The 13,419-nt window shown below is 67.9% G+C and carries 16 protein-coding genes and 1 tRNA gene; 15 read left to right on the top strand and 2 right to left on the bottom strand.

Annotated elements, in window-relative coordinates:
* Positions 1 to 13: 13 nt before the first annotated feature.
* Both ACIBG8_RS25200 and ACIBG8_RS25195 read left to right on the top strand, forming a co-directional pair.
* Complete coding sequence (locus tag ACIBG8_RS25200; RefSeq protein ID WP_397345371.1) at positions 14 to 553, top strand: RNA polymerase sigma factor; 540 nt, start codon at positions 14 to 16, stop codon at positions 551 to 553.
* Positions 540 to 1,244 (top strand): hypothetical protein, encoded by a 705-nt coding sequence (locus tag ACIBG8_RS25195; protein ID WP_397345370.1) that lies wholly within the window; start codon positions 540 to 542, stop codon positions 1,242 to 1,244. The genes ACIBG8_RS25200 and ACIBG8_RS25195 overlap by 14 nt, the downstream gene beginning before the upstream one ends.
* Here ACIBG8_RS25195 and ACIBG8_RS25190 read toward each other — a convergent pair.
* Entirely contained in the window at positions 1,233 to 2,246 is a 1,014-nt protein-coding gene (locus ACIBG8_RS25190) for an adenosine deaminase (RefSeq protein WP_397345369.1), read from the bottom strand. The genes ACIBG8_RS25195 and ACIBG8_RS25190 overlap by 12 nt on opposite strands.
* A 51-nt stretch (positions 2,247 to 2,297) precedes the next feature.
* Between ACIBG8_RS25190 and ACIBG8_RS25185 the strand changes: the two genes are divergently transcribed.
* Genes ACIBG8_RS25185 through ACIBG8_RS25170 form a run of 4 tightly spaced genes read left to right on the top strand, consistent with a single transcriptional unit; the run spans position 2,298 to position 4,665 of the window.
* Positions 2,298 to 2,792: a SigE family RNA polymerase sigma factor gene (locus ACIBG8_RS25185; protein ID WP_397345368.1), complete on the top strand. Its 495-nt coding sequence runs from the start codon at positions 2,298 to 2,300 to the stop codon at positions 2,790 to 2,792.
* Positions 2,789 to 3,649, top strand: coding sequence for a PASTA domain-containing protein (locus ACIBG8_RS25180; protein WP_397345367.1), 861 nt, complete (start codon positions 2,789 to 2,791; stop codon positions 3,647 to 3,649). The genes ACIBG8_RS25185 and ACIBG8_RS25180 overlap by 4 nt, the downstream gene beginning before the upstream one ends.
* A gap of 19 nt (positions 3,650 to 3,668) precedes the next feature.
* Entirely contained in the window at positions 3,669 to 4,193 is a 525-nt protein-coding gene (locus ACIBG8_RS25175; RefSeq protein ID WP_397345366.1) for a hypothetical protein, read from the top strand.
* A 4-nt stretch (positions 4,194 to 4,197) separates the two neighbouring features.
* Positions 4,198 to 4,665: a hypothetical protein gene (locus ACIBG8_RS25170; protein WP_397345365.1), complete on the top strand. Its 468-nt coding sequence runs from the start codon at positions 4,198 to 4,200 to the stop codon at positions 4,663 to 4,665.
* 93 nt (positions 4,666 to 4,758) lie between these two features.
* Here the strand turns inward: ACIBG8_RS25170 and ACIBG8_RS25165 are convergent, their stop codons facing one another.
* On the bottom strand, positions 4,759 to 5,952 hold the full coding sequence (locus ACIBG8_RS25165) for a pyridoxal phosphate-dependent aminotransferase (RefSeq protein ID WP_397345364.1): 1,194 nt from the start codon (positions 5,950 to 5,952) through the stop codon (positions 4,759 to 4,761).
* Positions 5,953 to 6,110: 158 nt separating this feature from the next.
* Between ACIBG8_RS25165 and ACIBG8_RS25160 the strand changes: the two genes are divergently transcribed.
* From ACIBG8_RS25160 to ACIBG8_RS25120, 9 genes are all read left to right on the top strand, one after another.
* Positions 6,111 to 6,183, top strand: a tRNA-Trp gene (locus tag ACIBG8_RS25160).
* Positions 6,184 to 6,259: 76 nt separating this feature from the next.
* Positions 6,260 to 6,499, top strand: a complete 240-nt coding sequence (gene secE, locus ACIBG8_RS25155; RefSeq protein ID WP_397345363.1) for a preprotein translocase subunit SecE — start codon at positions 6,260 to 6,262, stop codon at positions 6,497 to 6,499.
* A gap of 61 nt (positions 6,500 to 6,560) precedes the next feature.
* Positions 6,561 to 7,319 (top strand): transcription termination/antitermination protein NusG, encoded by a 759-nt coding sequence (gene nusG, locus ACIBG8_RS25150; protein WP_397345362.1) that lies wholly within the window; start codon positions 6,561 to 6,563, stop codon positions 7,317 to 7,319.
* Between the two features lie 106 nt (positions 7,320 to 7,425).
* Positions 7,426 to 7,857 carry a 50S ribosomal protein L11 gene (rplK, locus tag ACIBG8_RS25145; RefSeq protein ID WP_397345361.1) on the top strand — a complete coding sequence of 144 codons (432 nt, stop codon included), beginning with the start codon at positions 7,426 to 7,428 and terminating at the stop codon, positions 7,855 to 7,857.
* A gap of 71 nt (positions 7,858 to 7,928) precedes the next feature.
* The gene (gene rplA, locus ACIBG8_RS25140) at positions 7,929 to 8,648 is read left to right on the top strand and encodes a 50S ribosomal protein L1 (RefSeq protein ID WP_397345360.1); all 720 of its coding nucleotides are present in this window, start codon (positions 7,929 to 7,931) and stop codon (positions 8,646 to 8,648) included.
* A 637-nt stretch (positions 8,649 to 9,285) separates the two neighbouring features.
* Positions 9,286 to 10,107, top strand: a complete 822-nt coding sequence (locus ACIBG8_RS25135) for a DUF1396 domain-containing protein (RefSeq protein ID WP_397345359.1) — start codon at positions 9,286 to 9,288, stop codon at positions 10,105 to 10,107.
* Between the two features lie 273 nt (positions 10,108 to 10,380).
* Positions 10,381 to 10,905, top strand: coding sequence for a 50S ribosomal protein L10 (gene rplJ, locus ACIBG8_RS25130; RefSeq protein WP_397345358.1), 525 nt, complete (start codon positions 10,381 to 10,383; stop codon positions 10,903 to 10,905).
* Positions 10,906 to 10,956: 51 nt separating this feature from the next.
* Positions 10,957 to 11,346: a 50S ribosomal protein L7/L12 gene (gene rplL, locus ACIBG8_RS25125; RefSeq protein WP_397345357.1), complete on the top strand. Its 390-nt coding sequence runs from the start codon at positions 10,957 to 10,959 to the stop codon at positions 11,344 to 11,346.
* A 995-nt stretch (positions 11,347 to 12,341) separates the two neighbouring features.
* Positions 12,342 to 13,343: an ABC transporter ATP-binding protein gene (locus ACIBG8_RS25120; RefSeq protein WP_397345356.1), complete on the top strand. Its 1,002-nt coding sequence runs from the start codon at positions 12,342 to 12,344 to the stop codon at positions 13,341 to 13,343.
* Positions 13,344 to 13,419 lie beyond the last annotated feature (76 nt).

Genomic DNA, 13,419 nt, shown 5'->3' with positions numbered 1-13,419 from the left:
ATCTGTCACGCCCATGGACGACGAAGAGGCGATCTCCCGAAGCCTGTCCGGCGACCTGACCGCCTACGAGGCGCTCGTCGCGCGCTACACCGCGCTCGCCCACCGCACGGCCACGATGCTCGGCGCGGGCAGCGAGGCTGAGGACGTCGTCCAGGAGGCGTTCGTCAAGGCCTATCGCCATCTGTCGAGCTTCCGGCGCGATTCGCCGTTCCGCCCGTGGTTGTTGCGCATCGTCGCCAACGAGACCCACAACCTGACCCGGTCGCGGGGGCGCAGGTCGGAGCTGGCCCTGAAGCTCGGCGCGACCGCGGAACTCACCGCGCCGGACGACCCCGAGGGTACGGCTGTCGCCACGGACCGCAGGGCGAGACTGCTCGAAGCGGTGCGTAAGCTGCCCGATCGGGAACGCGAGGCCGTCATCTGCCGGTACTTCCTACAACTGTCGGAAGCGGAGACCGCACAGGTGCTCGACTGGCCGATCGGCAGCGTCAAGTCGCGCACCCACCGCGGCCTGGCCAGGCTGAGGGAGGAGGTGGGCCGTGACCTCGCGTGAAGACGACGACCTCGAGGCCGAACTCCTCGCCCTCGGCGAGGCGCTCGACGTGCCCCCGCCGCCCGACGACATGGCGGCAGCCGTACGGGCAAGGCTGGAGACCCCGGTACGGCAGCGCCTCAAGAAGTGGAAGGTCGTCACGGCCGTCGTCGTGGTCGTCATCGCGCTGACCGCCGCGACGCCGCAGGGACGCGCGGCCGTACGGCAGATCCTGCGTTATGCCGGGATCGAGCTGAGCTTCGGCGAGCACACCAAGCCGCCCGCGACGCAGCAGCCCATCCCCGGCGAGCGGAGCACGGGCCTGGCGGAGGCGAGGAAGCAGGCCAAGTTCACCGTCAAGGTGCCGGCCGAGCTCGGCGAACCCGCCAAGGTCACGGTGAGCGACGGCGGCCGCGTGGTGTCGCTGTTCTACCCGGGCGGCGTCCGGCTCGACGAGTACGACGGCATGCTCAGCATCGTCTTCCGCAAGGAGCTCGGCCCGCCGTGGCCCGAGGAGACGACGGTCAACACAGCGCAGGCCTGGTGGATCCCCGCCAAACACGGCCTCTCCTACCTGCCCGGCGACGGCAGGACGGTTCCCCTGCGCCTGGCAGGGATGACGCTGTTCTGGCAGGACGGCGGCACCGGAATGCGGCTCGAAGGCGTCAAGGACATGCGGGCCGCGGTGCGGATCGCCGCCTCAGCCCGCTAGCCACTCGTCGACGCCCCTGAGCAGCTCCTTCTTCGTCGACTCAGGAGCGGCGGACGACCTGACCGACTGCCTGGCCAGCTCGGCGAGCTCCGCGTCGCGGAAGCCGTACACCTCCCTGGCCAGCTGGTACTGCGGCAGCAGCCGCGCGCCGAACAGCAGCGGGTCGTCGGCCCCCAGCGCGATCGGCACCCCCGCGTCGAACAGCCGGCGCACCGGCACGTCCGCGGCCCGCTCGGCCACGCCGAGACCCACGTTCGACGTCGGGCACACCTCGCAGCAGATCTGCCGGTCGGCCAGCCGCTGCATCAGCCGCTCGTCCTCGGCCGCCCGCACGCCGTGCCCGACCCGGTCGGCGCCCAGGTCGTCGACGCACTGGGCGACGCTGCGTGGCCCGAGCAGCTCACCCCCATGCGGTACGGACAACAGCCCCGCCCGCCGGGCGATGCGGAAGGCGTGCTCGAAGTCGCGCGCCTCCCCGCGCCGCTCGTCGTTGGACAGCCCGAACCCGACCACGCCCCTGTCGGCGTACTGCGTCGCCAGCCTGGCCAGCACGCGCGCGTCGAGCGGGTGCCTGGTCCTGTTGGCGGCCACGACCGTGGCCATACCGACGCCCGTCGCCTTCGACGCCTGGTCGACCGCGTCGAGCATGAGTTCAAGCGTCGCCGTCAGCCCGCCGAACCGCGGCGCGAACCCGGACGGGTCCACCTGGATCTCCAGCCAGCGCGACCCCTCGGCCGCCTCGTCCTCAGCGGCCTCCCTGACCAGCCGGTAGATGTCCTCGGGACGGCGCAGCACGGACCTGGCGATGTCGTACAACCGCTGGAAACGGAACCAGCCCCGCTCGTCCGTCGCGCGCAGCTGGGGCGGCCAGTCCTCTTCCAGCGCGTCGGGAAGGTGCAGCCCCTGCGCCCTGGCCAGCTCGATGAGGGTCGTGTGGCGCATCGAGCCGGTGAAGTGCAGGTGCAGGTGGGCTTTGGGCAGCGAGGCGAGCGGACGTGACATTTTCCAATGGTGCCACTCAACCTCGTGGCCGGTCGGTGCGTTTGGAGGGGTGTGACCGAAGAAGACGAGGCGGCCTTCGACGAGTTCCTGGCCGCGCGGGCCACGTCGCTGCTGCGTACGGCCATCCTGGTGTGCGGCGCCTCCCAGCACGACGCGGAGGACCTCGTCCAGCACGCGCTGGAGAAGGTCTACCGGCACTGGGCGCGCATCAGGCACGACAACCCCGAGGCGTACGCGCGGAAGGTCGTCGTCAACGCGGCGATCAGCAGGGCCAGGCGCAGGCGGGTGGTCCAGGAGATCACCTTCGCCAGGCCACCGGACACCGCGGCGGACGGCCCCGACCTCGACCTGCGCGACACCCTCATCGAGGAGCTGCGCAGGCTCCCGGCCAGGATGCGCGCCGTCCTCGTCCTGCGCTACTGGGAGGACCAGTCGGAGGCCGACACCGCTCGGCTGCTCGGCTGCTCGGCGGGGACGGTCAAGAGTCAGGCGGCGCGGGGGCTCGCCAGGATCCGTGAGCACATTTCCGAAGGAGTGATCAGATGAACGCAGAGGAAGCGCTCCGCGAGGCGATGGCCGAGCACGTCTCGGGCGTGCAGGCCCCGCCCACGCTGGGCAGAGCCGTACGAAGGTCCAGCCGCGCGCACACGATCAGATTCCGTACGGCGGGCGTCGCGCTCGTCACCGCGGCGGTGGCGGTGACCGTGCCGATCGCGCTGACGTCGGGGGAGCCCGTGGCGTCGGGGACCGACCGCGCCGTGGTGTCGGTGACCGTACCCGACGTGGAAGGTATGGACGTCAAGCAGGCCACAGCGGCTTTGGAGCGGCTCGGCCTGGCTGTCGAGAGCGACGGTGAGGGCACCGTCGACTCGCAGACGCCCGCTGCCGGGACCGAGGTGGCCCCGGCGACGAAGGTCGTCGTGACCGTGGCCTCCGCCCTGCCGCAGGACCTGGGCGACCTCGGCGACGGCCGCACGTTCGGCGGCATCCACCTGGGATACCTGCCCGACGGGCTGGTCTGGGGCAAATGGTCGGGCAAGGACGGCTTCGGCAAGACCAGCTACACCACCACCTTCGACGAGCCGGACGCCAAGCCCGGCTACTTCTCCATCCAGGTGGTCGTCTACGAGGGCGAGGCGGCGGCTCCCGTGCTCAAGCGCCTGGCCGACGACGACGAGCACGCCGTCGAGGTGGACGGCGAGCGGATGTTCCTGGCCTGGCTGGGCGAGGCCAGCCAACCCCTGGCCGAGGGGGAGGGCGGGACGGCGACCATCGAGAGGTCGCCGCGCGACGGCTTGCTCGTGCAGATCATGATGAGCCCCACCCTGGAGGCCAAGCTCGGCAAGGAAGCGGCCGTCGCCGAGCTGAAGCGCATCGCGAAGGGCGTTTCGACCGTCAAGTGATCAGGGCACGTAAGGATGTATGACCCCTGACGGTCAGGTCTGGCGGGCCGGGCTGGCCTTCACCGCGCTCGTCGTGTCCGCCTTCCTGATCTACCAGATCTTCTCCTCGGGCTTCGGCCGCGTGGCCACGACCCGGGTCACCATCGCGCCCCTGCCACCACCCGTGTCCGCGGCCTTCACCCCGACGATCGCGGTGGTCGCGGACAACTTCTGGCTCACCTACCTGCCGACCGGACTGGCCAGGAGCGGTGGCGGGGCGGGGTGGGCCAGGTTCTCCTCCGCCGAGGGGTTCGTCGAGGCGAAGGTCGAGCACGGAGCGATCGCGGCGGGCTGGGACACCTACCGGCAGCACGTCACGCTGCTCGACGCCAGGAACACCACCGTCCGGGGCAAGCCGGCGACGGTCGGCAGGGACCCCTCAGGCGGGCTGGCCATCGTGTGGCTGGAACGGGTCGGAACGGGCGCATGGATCAGGGTCAGCGAATCGTTGCGCAAGGAACTCCTGCCGGTCGCCGCATCCGTGAGGTCACCTGTAGGAGACTGACCGGGTGGCTATGCGGCGTTTGTGGTGGTTGTTCGTCGTGCTCGTCGTGGCCGGATGCGGCGGCGCCGCCAAGGAAGCGCCTCCCACACCGGCCGCCTCGGCACCCGCCCTGTTCTGCGGCAAGGACAGCGTCACGATCAGCTCGCCGCCAGCCGGGGCGCCGCGCAGGTTCGCCGGCCTGAAGCTCCTCAACAAGCCGGACAAGGTCCGCGTCCGGGGTCTGGCCTGGGACGGCGCGCAGATCGGCGTGGTCTGCGGGGTGACGTCAGCCGAGCACTTCGCCACGCTGGTCCGTACCGCGCATCTCGACATGCACAACGGACGGCCGGCGCTGCGATGGACCAGCAAGTCATTGCACTACCTGATGTGGCTCGACCGCCCCGGCACCGCGGTCTTCGTCGGCGCACCGGCCAAGGAACTGCCGCAGCTCGTCGAGAACATCAAGGTGGTCAACCCTTCGACGACCGGCTGAAGCGCACATAGGCACCAGCCTGCAGGTGTGCGTCGGCCACGATCTGCCCGGCGAGCTCGGACAGATCGTGGCCAGGACCGAACCGCCGTGGCGCTAGCGGGCCTCGGCGAGGAGCTTGGCCAGGCGGCCGACGCCCTCGGCGAGGTCGTCATCCCCCAGCGCGTAGGAAAGGCGGAAATATCCGGGCGTGCCGAACGCCTCGCCCGGGACCACCGCCACCTCGGCCTCCTCCAGCACCAGCTCGGCCAGCTCGGCCGACGTCTGCGGCCGCCTGCCGCGGATCTCCTTGCCCAGCAGCGCCTTCACCGACGGATACACGTAGAACGCGCCCAGCGGCTCGGGGCACAACACGCCCGGGATCTCGTTCAGCAGGCGAACCATCGTCTGGCGCCGCCGGTCGAACGCCTTGCGCATCTCGGCCACCGCCTCCAGGTCGCCCTGCACGGCGGCGAGCGCGGCGATCTGGGCGACGTTGGAGACGTTGGAGGTGGCGTGCGACTGCAGGTTCGTCGCCGCCTTCACCACGTCCTTGGGGCCGATCAGCCAGCCCACCCGCCAGCCGGTCATCGCGTAGGTCTTGGCCACGCCGTTCAGGATGACCACGTGCTCGGCCGGGACGTAGTGGGCGATGCTGGTGAACTCGGCCTCGCCGTACACGAGATGCTCGTAGATCTCGTCGGTGACGACCCACAGGCTGTGCTCGGTCGCCCACGCGCCGATGGCCTCGACCTCGGCGCGCGTGTAGACCGCGCCGGTCGGGTTGGACGGCGAGACGAACAGCAGGACCTTGGTGCGCTCGGTGCGCGCGGCCTCCAGCTGCTCGACGCTCGCGAGGTAGCCGGTGGTCTCGTCGGTCACGACGTCGACCTGCACGCCGCCGGCGAGCTTGATCGCCTCGGGGTAGGTCGTCCAGTAGGGGGCGACCACGAGAACCTCGTCGCCCGGGTCGAGCAGGGTCGCGAACGCCTCGTAGACCGCCTGCTTGCCGCCGTTGGTGACCAGCACCTGGGCGGCCTCGACGCGCACGCCCGAATCGCGCAGCGTCTTGTCGGCGATCGCTTGCCTGAGCTCGGGAAGGCCGCCGGCCGGGGTGTACTTGTGGAAACGAGGGGTGCGCGCCGCCTCGACCGCCGCCTCGACGATGTAGCCGGGCGTCGGGAAGTCTGGCTCGCCCGCGCCGAAACCGATGACCGGGCGGCCTTCGGCCTTCATGGCCTTGGCCTTGGCGTCCACGGCGAGGGTCGCTGACTCAGAGATCGCGGAGATTCGTGCGGAGATACGGGGCATGCCTCCATGGTTCCACAACGCCTGTGACCAGGGCGATCAGGTACTGGTTCGACGTAGCGGTCATTCCCCCGTACACTTTCGCCTGGTCGAGACGCAGCATGTCGATGCGCGGATCGGTCCGGGCAGTGAGTCATCCGGGGTAGTCTGGTTGACGACATAGGGCACTAGCGCAATTGGTAGCGCACCGGTCTCCAAAACCGGCGGTTGGGGGTTCGAGTCCCTCGTGCCCTGCGAGTGCGGTCCGCGCAGGTAGGGCGTGTTAGCGCGCCGCAGATTGCGTTGGATACGACAGATGCAGGTGAGGACTGTGGCGATCGACACGCGCGGCGAGACCGCAGGCAAGCCTAGCGGCGAGAAGAAGAGCAGGACTTCTCCCGCCCTTTTCTACCGGCAGGTCGTCAATGAGCTGCGTAAGGTCATTTGGCCGACACGCAAGGATCTCATCACCTATACAACGGTCGTTCTGGTATTCGTTGTGATCATGGTGGCGATCGTGTACGGGCTCGACACCCTCTTCGGTGAGGGCGTCCTGCGAATCTTCGGCTGACCTGCCTGACGGAGTCGCCCATTCGATTCGACGAACTTCCGACGAAAGAGGAAAAGTCACCGTGTCCGAGTCTTCATTGCCGGCAGACGAGCCCCGCGACGAGTGGGACGCCGAGCCGGAAGAGGCTGACGAGGAGTCCCTCGAGGAGGCCGACGAAGAAGTCTCCGAGGAGGCTTCTGAAGAGGCCCCTGTCGCCGAGGTCGACGAAGACGGTGACATCCTGCCCGACGTCGATCCCGTCGAGGAGTTCAAGGCTTCGCTGCGCGGTCAGCTGGGCGAGTGGTACGTCATCCACTCCTACGCCGGCTACGAGAACCGGGTGAAGTCCAACATCGAGAGCCGCAACGTGTCGCTCAACATGGAGGACTTCATCTTCCAGGTCGAGGTGCCCACGCACACCGTCCAGGAGTTCAAGAGCGGCAAGAAGGTCCCGGTCAAGGAGCGCGTGCTGCCCGGCTATGTCCTGGTGCGCATGGACCTGACCGACGAGTCCTGGGCCGCCGTGCGTAACACGCCCGGCGTCACCGGCTTCGTGGGCCTGTCCAACAAGCCGTCGCCGCTGAGCCTCGACGAGGTGGCCAAGCTGCTCGCGCCGGAGCCGACGGAGGAGGCCAAGAAGGCCACCGCCAAGTCGTCTTCCGGTCCCACGGTCGAGTTCGAGATCGGCGAGTCCGTCACGGTCATGGACGGGCCGTTCGCGACCCTGCCCGCGTCGGTCAGCGAGATCAGCCCCGAGTCGCAGAAGCTCAAGGTGCTCGTGTCGATCTTCGGTCGCGAGACCCCGGTTGAGCTGTCGTTTAACCAGGTCTCCAAGATCTGACATACACTGAGTCGTTCGGTGGCCGTTCCTCGCGAAGGACGGCCATCCGACATGTCCGGCTTTATCCGTCGGACAGAATCATCTATCCGGACCCGGAGTAGGACAAATGCCTCCGAAGAAGAAAATTGCCGCGCTGGTCAAGGTTCAGCTTCCCGCTGGCCAGGCCACCCCGGCCCCGCCCGTCGGTACCGCCCTCGGTCCGCACGGCGTCAACATCATGGACTTCGTCAAGCAGTACAACGCTGCGACGGAGGCTCAGCGGGGCAACATCATCCCCGTCGAGATCACCATCTTCGAAGACCGTAGCTTCACCTTCGTCACCAAGACGCCGCCCGCGCCCAAGCTCATCCTGAAGGCGCTCGGCATCGACAAGGGCTCTGCGGTCCCGCACAAGGACAAGGTCGGCAAGCTGAGCAAGGACCAGCTCCGCGCCATCGCCGAGCAGAAGATGCCCGACCTCAACGCCAACGACATCGAGGCCGCTGAGAAGATCATCGCCGGCACCGCCCGGTCGATGGGCATCACCGTCGCCGAGTAAGACCTTTCCTGATCAACCGTGGAAGGGCCACGCGCTGGCCCGCACCACAGACTCCATTCGAGGAGACAGAAGTGAAGCGCAGCAAGGCGCACAAGGACGCCGCGGCGAAGATCGACCGCGACAAGCTCTACACGCCGGTCGAGGCGGCCAAGCTGGCCAAGACGACCTCCACCACCAAGTTCGACGCCACCGTTGAGGTGGCGCTGCGGCTGGGTGTCGACCCTCGCAAGGCCGACCAGATCGTGCGCGGCACGGTCAACCTCCCGCACGGCACCGGTAAGACCGCCCGGGTCCTGGTCTTCGCGACCGGTGACCGTGCCGAGGCGGCCCGCGAGGCAGGCGCTGACATCGTCGGCGCCGACGAGCTCATCGACGAGATCTCCAAGGGCAACCGCCTGAACGAGTTCGACGCCGTTGTCGCCACCCCTGACCTGATGGGCAAGGTCGGCCGGCTGGGCCGCGTGCTCGGTCCCCGTGGCCTCATGCCCAACCCGAAGACCGGCACCGTGACGCCCGACGTCGCGAAGGCCGTGACGGAGATCAAGGGCGGCAAGATCGAGTTCCGTACGGACCGGCAGGCCAACCTGCACTTCATCATCGGCAAGACGACGTTCGACGAGCGCCAGCTCATCGAGAACTACGCCGCCGCGCTGGACGAGGTGCTGCGTCTCAAGCCGTCGGCCGCCAAGGGCCGGTACCTGAAGAAGGTCACCTTCTCCACCACCATGGGCCCCGGCGTCCCCGTCGACCCCAACCTGACGCGCGCTCTCACCGCAGAGCTCGACGCGTAGTTTCCCCGGCAACGCCCCCGTCCTTTTTGGATGGGGGCGTTTCTGCTTTTTTGGGGGGTACGGCGGGGCCAGGGGACGCGCCACCCGCCGCACGTGGCTGGGCCCGTCGGGAGGGTGACGCTCACCGAGCGGACATGGCCGGCCGCCGCAACGCAACCACGCCGAGCCCTTCCCGCCCCCTGCAACCCCCATGGGCCCGCCCGCCGCCCGCCGCCCGCCGCCCGTCCGCCCGTCCGCCCGTCCGCCCGTCCGCGGCCCGCCGTCCGCCGTCTGCGGCCCGCCGTCCGCCGTCCGCCGTCCGCCAGCCTCCCGCTCCCGGTCCAGCCCTCTGCGTCCTGGCTCCTGTTCCGGGCCCTCGCCCCCTGCCGGGGCCCTCGCCCCTCTGCTGCCCCGCGTCGTGCTCGCGGGGAGGGTGGGTCTTTCCGTGCTCGGGGTGGGTGGGGCGGTGTTGCGGTGGGAAGGTGTGAGGTCGCCGGCCGTGTCCCTGGAAGGTCGGTCACGCACGTCGGCGAGTGGGCTTTCCACGGCTCCGCCGTACCCAGAAATGACCGTAAGGACTAGGGGATGTCCCTGGGGTTTCCCGGGGATCGTGGCGGGAAGTCGGCAGATCGTGAATCTGACACGTAGGGTCGAAAGCATGCTGAAGCGCCGGATAACTCTCGCCGCAGCCGCCACCGGGCTCGTAGCCATGCTCGCGGTCGCCGGTTGTGGCACCTCTGCCCAGCCCCTCCAGATGAACCTGGCCGCTGCGGAGGTCCTCCAGCAGGCCGCGCAGAAGACGGCCGCGGTCACCAGCTACACCGTTGACGCCAACGTCGACGTCACCGACCCGCAGCGGGGCGCCGGCAAGGTCCAGGGCAAGATGCGCTACCAGAGCCAGCCCGAGCTCGCCATCGACGTCACCCTCGACACCGTCGACTTCGGCGGGCAGAACCTGCCCGGCGGCGTGAAGGCCATCCTCCAGGGCGACACCGTCTACGTGAAGGTGGAAGCGCTCAAGCAGCTCGTGGGCGCCACCAAGCCGTGGCTGAAGTTCCCGCTGAACGAGGTGGGCGCCGCGGGTGAGGTACAGAAGTCTCTCGACCAGGTGAGGCAGTTCGACCTCGCCAGCGTCACCAAGATGGTCACCGCGTCCAAGGACGTGAAGTCTGTCGGCACCGAGAGCGTCAACGGCGACGACACCACCCACTACAGCGGCACCTTCCCGGTGGAGCTGGCGGTGGCCACGCTGCCGTCCGACCAGCAGGAACAGGCCAAGGCGAACCTGGCTGAGCTCAAGGACGTCAAGTTCGACATCTGGGTCGCGGCCGACAACCTGCCGCGCAAGCTCACGCTGAACGGTTCCAAGGAGGGCGCGACGCTCAACGCGACGCTGTTCTTCAAGGGCTTCAACGAGCCGGTCAACGTCGAGGTCCCGCCCGCCGACCAGGTGGGCGAGTTCCCCAAGAACGGTCAGTAGCCGCCGTCCTCGTCGGCGCGCACTCTCGGGTGCGCGCCGATTTGGTTTCTTGACAACCAGCACGTACTCTTACTTCTGCCAAAGACCGCCGGTCGTTTCCAGGTGCCTCAAGGCCTGGTTACCGAAGGATCCACGTCATGTGGACGGCCCGCGTAGGTGTGATGTGAGTTCCCCCGCATGGTTCTGCCGTGTGTGTGAGCCCCGATGCGCCTGCGCTCGGGGCTGTTTGCATTTCTCCGGACCTTCGCCGGCGGCACACCTGGAAGGAGGCCCATGGCGAGGGCGGATAAGGCGACAGCAGTTGCCGAGCTCAAGAGCGAGTTCGAAGGCAGCGCTGCAGCCGTTCTGACCGAATACCGCGGTCTCACCGTCGCACAGCTCAAGCAGCTGCGTATTGCGCTCGGTGGCAACGCGAAGTTCGCCGTGGCGAAGAACACCCTGACCAAGATCGCCGCCACTGAGGCCGGCGTGACGGGTCTGGACAGCCTGCTGGTCGGCCCGACGGCCGTCGCCTTCGTTACGGGCGACGTGGTCGAGGCTGCCAAGGGTCTGCGTGACTTCGCCAAGGCCAATCCCCTCCTGGTGATCAAGGGCGGCTTCATGGAGGGCAAGACCCTCGATGCCGCTGAGATCACCAAGCTCGCTGACCTCGAGTCCCGCGAGGTCCTCCTCGCGAAGCTGGCCGGTGCGATGAAGGCGAAGCAGTCCGCTGCTGCCGCCATGTTCAACGCGCTGCCCACCAACATGGCTCAGCTGGCCGAGGCTCTGCGCGCCAAGCGCGAAGAGTCGGGCGAGTAAGACCGGGGATTGCACCCACTTTTTAGTTAGATCCATACGGAGGAAACAATCATGGCGAAGCTCAGCACCGACGAGCTGCTCGAGTCGTTCAAGGAGATGACCCTTCTCGAGCTCTCCGAGTTCGTGAAGCTCTTCGAGGAGACCTTCGACGTCAAGGCCGCCGCCCCGGTCGCCGTCGCCGCTGCCGGCCCCGCCGGTGCCGCCCCGGTCGAAGAGGCTGCGGAGCAGGACGAGTTCGACGTCATCCTCGAGGCCGCTGGTGACAAGAAGATCCAGGTCATCAAGGAGATCCGCGCGCTGACCTCCCTCGGCCTGAAGGAGGCCAAGGACCTGGTCGACGGCGCTCCGAAGCCGGTCTTCGACGGCAAGGTCAACAAGGAGCAGGCTGAGAAGGCCAAGGCCGCCCTCGAGGGCGCCGGCGCCACCGTCTCGGTCAAGTAGTTTCACAGCTTTTCACGAGAAGAGCGGCTTCACCCAGGTGCCGGGTGAGCCGCTCTTTTCTGTATTCCGGGACGTCACCTTCCACCTCCACCGCCCCGCCACCCCCCGCCCACCGCCCGCCCACCCACCCGCCCTCGGTCCTGCTGTGGCTGACGACCTCAGGCAGTTCCCGCCCGCACGTGGTGCCGACTGTGCCGAAGGGAAGCGTGCGCATCAGAGGTGGTATCGGCGCTCACTCATGAGTGACGCCGGAGCCCGATCGCCCGCATGCGGGTCGGGATCTACGTGGACGGCTATGCCCTCTACTACGGTGCAAGAGGTCTGTGTGGCCGTGGGACGCCAGGATGGCGATGGCTTGATATCCGCAAGCTGGCCACGAGTCTCGTCGTCAGAAGAATCGACTGGCAGCAGGCGCATGTGGAACGGGTCGGCTACTGCTCCGCCCGCATCTAAGCGTCTACATCAATGCCTTCGCGCCAGCGGAAGCACGTTGAGTTCGGCTACTACGTGTCTCGCGTGAAGTACGCACCGCTCGCTGTACGCGACCGAGCGGGCCGTCTCCAAGGACAGCGACCTGCGCTTCCCTATCGAAGGGGTCCGGCAGTGGGCCTGGTGAATCCGAGCGGCGACTACCTTGCGGATGCCCTGCGTGGTCAGGCAGCAGACGGGGTGGGGCGGCACTGGTGGTATCAGCTAACCCCAGGTGACCTGGGTCAGTGCCAGCTCTCTCCATCTGTCGGCGCGTACACGCGACCGCCAGGCCGGTGACCACCCGGCCCCTTGTGGGCCGGGTTTTCTTATGCCCGGAACACAGGTGAAGCGTCCCTGCGGTCCGGCCCCTCTACTTCCCCCACCCCGAGAGGGGTGGGTAACTGGCGGGTAACAATTGGCTGGGGCTATTGGAATGGAGTCCAATTCGCGGGATGGTCACAACTGTGCCGGCACTTGCGGGTAAAGTGCCGGTCACGTTACCCCCTGCTTATGGAAGGTGACTTGTGGGCGTCGAGGTTGTCGTCGATGGATTGACCAAGTCATTCGGCAGGCAGGTCATCTGGGAGAACGTCTCCCTCACCCTCCCGGCGGGCGAGATCTCCGTGCTGCTCGGCCCCTCGGGCACCGGCAAGTCGGTCTTCCTCAAGACCCTCGTCGGGCTCCTGAGGCCCGACAGGGGGCACATCTGGATCGACGGCTACGATCTCGCCAACTGCAGCGAGAACAAGCTCTACGAGCTCCGCCGCCTCTTCGGGGTCCTCTTCCAGGACGGCGCGCTGTTCGGCTCGCTCACGCTGTTCGACAACATCGCCTTCCCGCTCAGAGAGCACACCAAGAAGTCCGAGTCCCAGGTCCGCCAGATCGTCATGGAGAAGATGGAGCTCGTCGGGCTCCTCGGCGCCGAGGGCAAGCTGCCCGGCGAGATCTCCGGAGGCATGCGCAAGCGCGCCGGCCTGGCCAGAGCCCTGGTGCTCGACCCCGAGATCATCCTCGTCGACGAGCCGGACTCCGGCCTCGACCCGGTGCGCACCGCCTACCTCAACCAGCTCTTCATCGACCTCAACACCGAGTTCGAGGCCACCTTCCTGATCGTCACCCACGACATCAACACGGCCCGTACGGTGCCCGACGACATCGGGTTGCTCTTCAGGAGAGAGCTGGTCATGTTCGGCCCACGCGAGATGTTGCTGTCGAGCGACGAGCCCGTCGTCCGCCAGTTCCTCAACGCGCGCAAGCACGGCCCGATCGGCATGTCGGAGGAGAAGGACGTCTCCGAGCTGGAGGCCGAGGCGCAGCAGGGCCACGACCCCGGCATGCTGCCGCCGATCCCGCCCCAGCTGATGCCGGGCGGCAACAGGATCAGGCGCAGCCAGCGCCCCCCGGGCGAGTGGCTGGCGGCCAACGGGGTGATCCCGCCGGCGGGTTCGTTCGTGGACGAGCGTGGCCGTAACTGGCTGGAGGAGTACCCCCGCCTGATCAACGCCCACCTCAACGGCGTCAGGTAGTCACATGAAAGTCGGATATTTCCTAACGCATGCCTCAAGTGACTACTCTCCGCAGTCGTGTAAGGACATATCGTGA

This window comes from Nonomuraea sp. NPDC050556, assembly GCF_044457355.1.
GTDB lineage: Bacteria > Actinomycetota > Actinomycetes > Streptosporangiales > Streptosporangiaceae > Nonomuraea.
This window is presented reverse-complemented; position numbering and strand designations above follow the sequence as displayed.

Coding starts and splice junctions, on each gene's coding strand:
- rplK (WP_397345361.1), top strand. CDS start 7,426: ATGCCTCCGAAGAAGAAAATTGCCGCGCTGGTCAAGGTTCAGCTTCCC.
- ACIBG8_RS25180 (WP_397345367.1), top strand. CDS start 2,789: ATGAACGCAGAGGAAGCGCTCCGCGAGGCGATGGCCGAGCACGTCTCG.
- ACIBG8_RS25165 (WP_397345364.1), bottom strand. CDS start 5,952: ATGCCCCGTATCTCCGCACGAATCTCCGCGATCTCTGAGTCAGCGACC.
- ACIBG8_RS25175 (WP_397345366.1), top strand. CDS start 3,669: ATGACCCCTGACGGTCAGGTCTGGCGGGCCGGGCTGGCCTTCACCGCG.
- ACIBG8_RS25190 (WP_397345369.1), bottom strand. CDS start 2,246: ATGTCACGTCCGCTCGCCTCGCTGCCCAAAGCCCACCTGCACCTGCAC.
- ACIBG8_RS25135 (WP_397345359.1), top strand. CDS start 9,286: ATGCTGAAGCGCCGGATAACTCTCGCCGCAGCCGCCACCGGGCTCGTA.
- rplL (WP_397345357.1), top strand. CDS start 10,957: ATGGCGAAGCTCAGCACCGACGAGCTGCTCGAGTCGTTCAAGGAGATG.
- ACIBG8_RS25200 (WP_397345371.1), top strand. CDS start 14: ATGGACGACGAAGAGGCGATCTCCCGAAGCCTGTCCGGCGACCTGACC.
- rplJ (WP_397345358.1), top strand. CDS start 10,381: ATGGCGAGGGCGGATAAGGCGACAGCAGTTGCCGAGCTCAAGAGCGAG.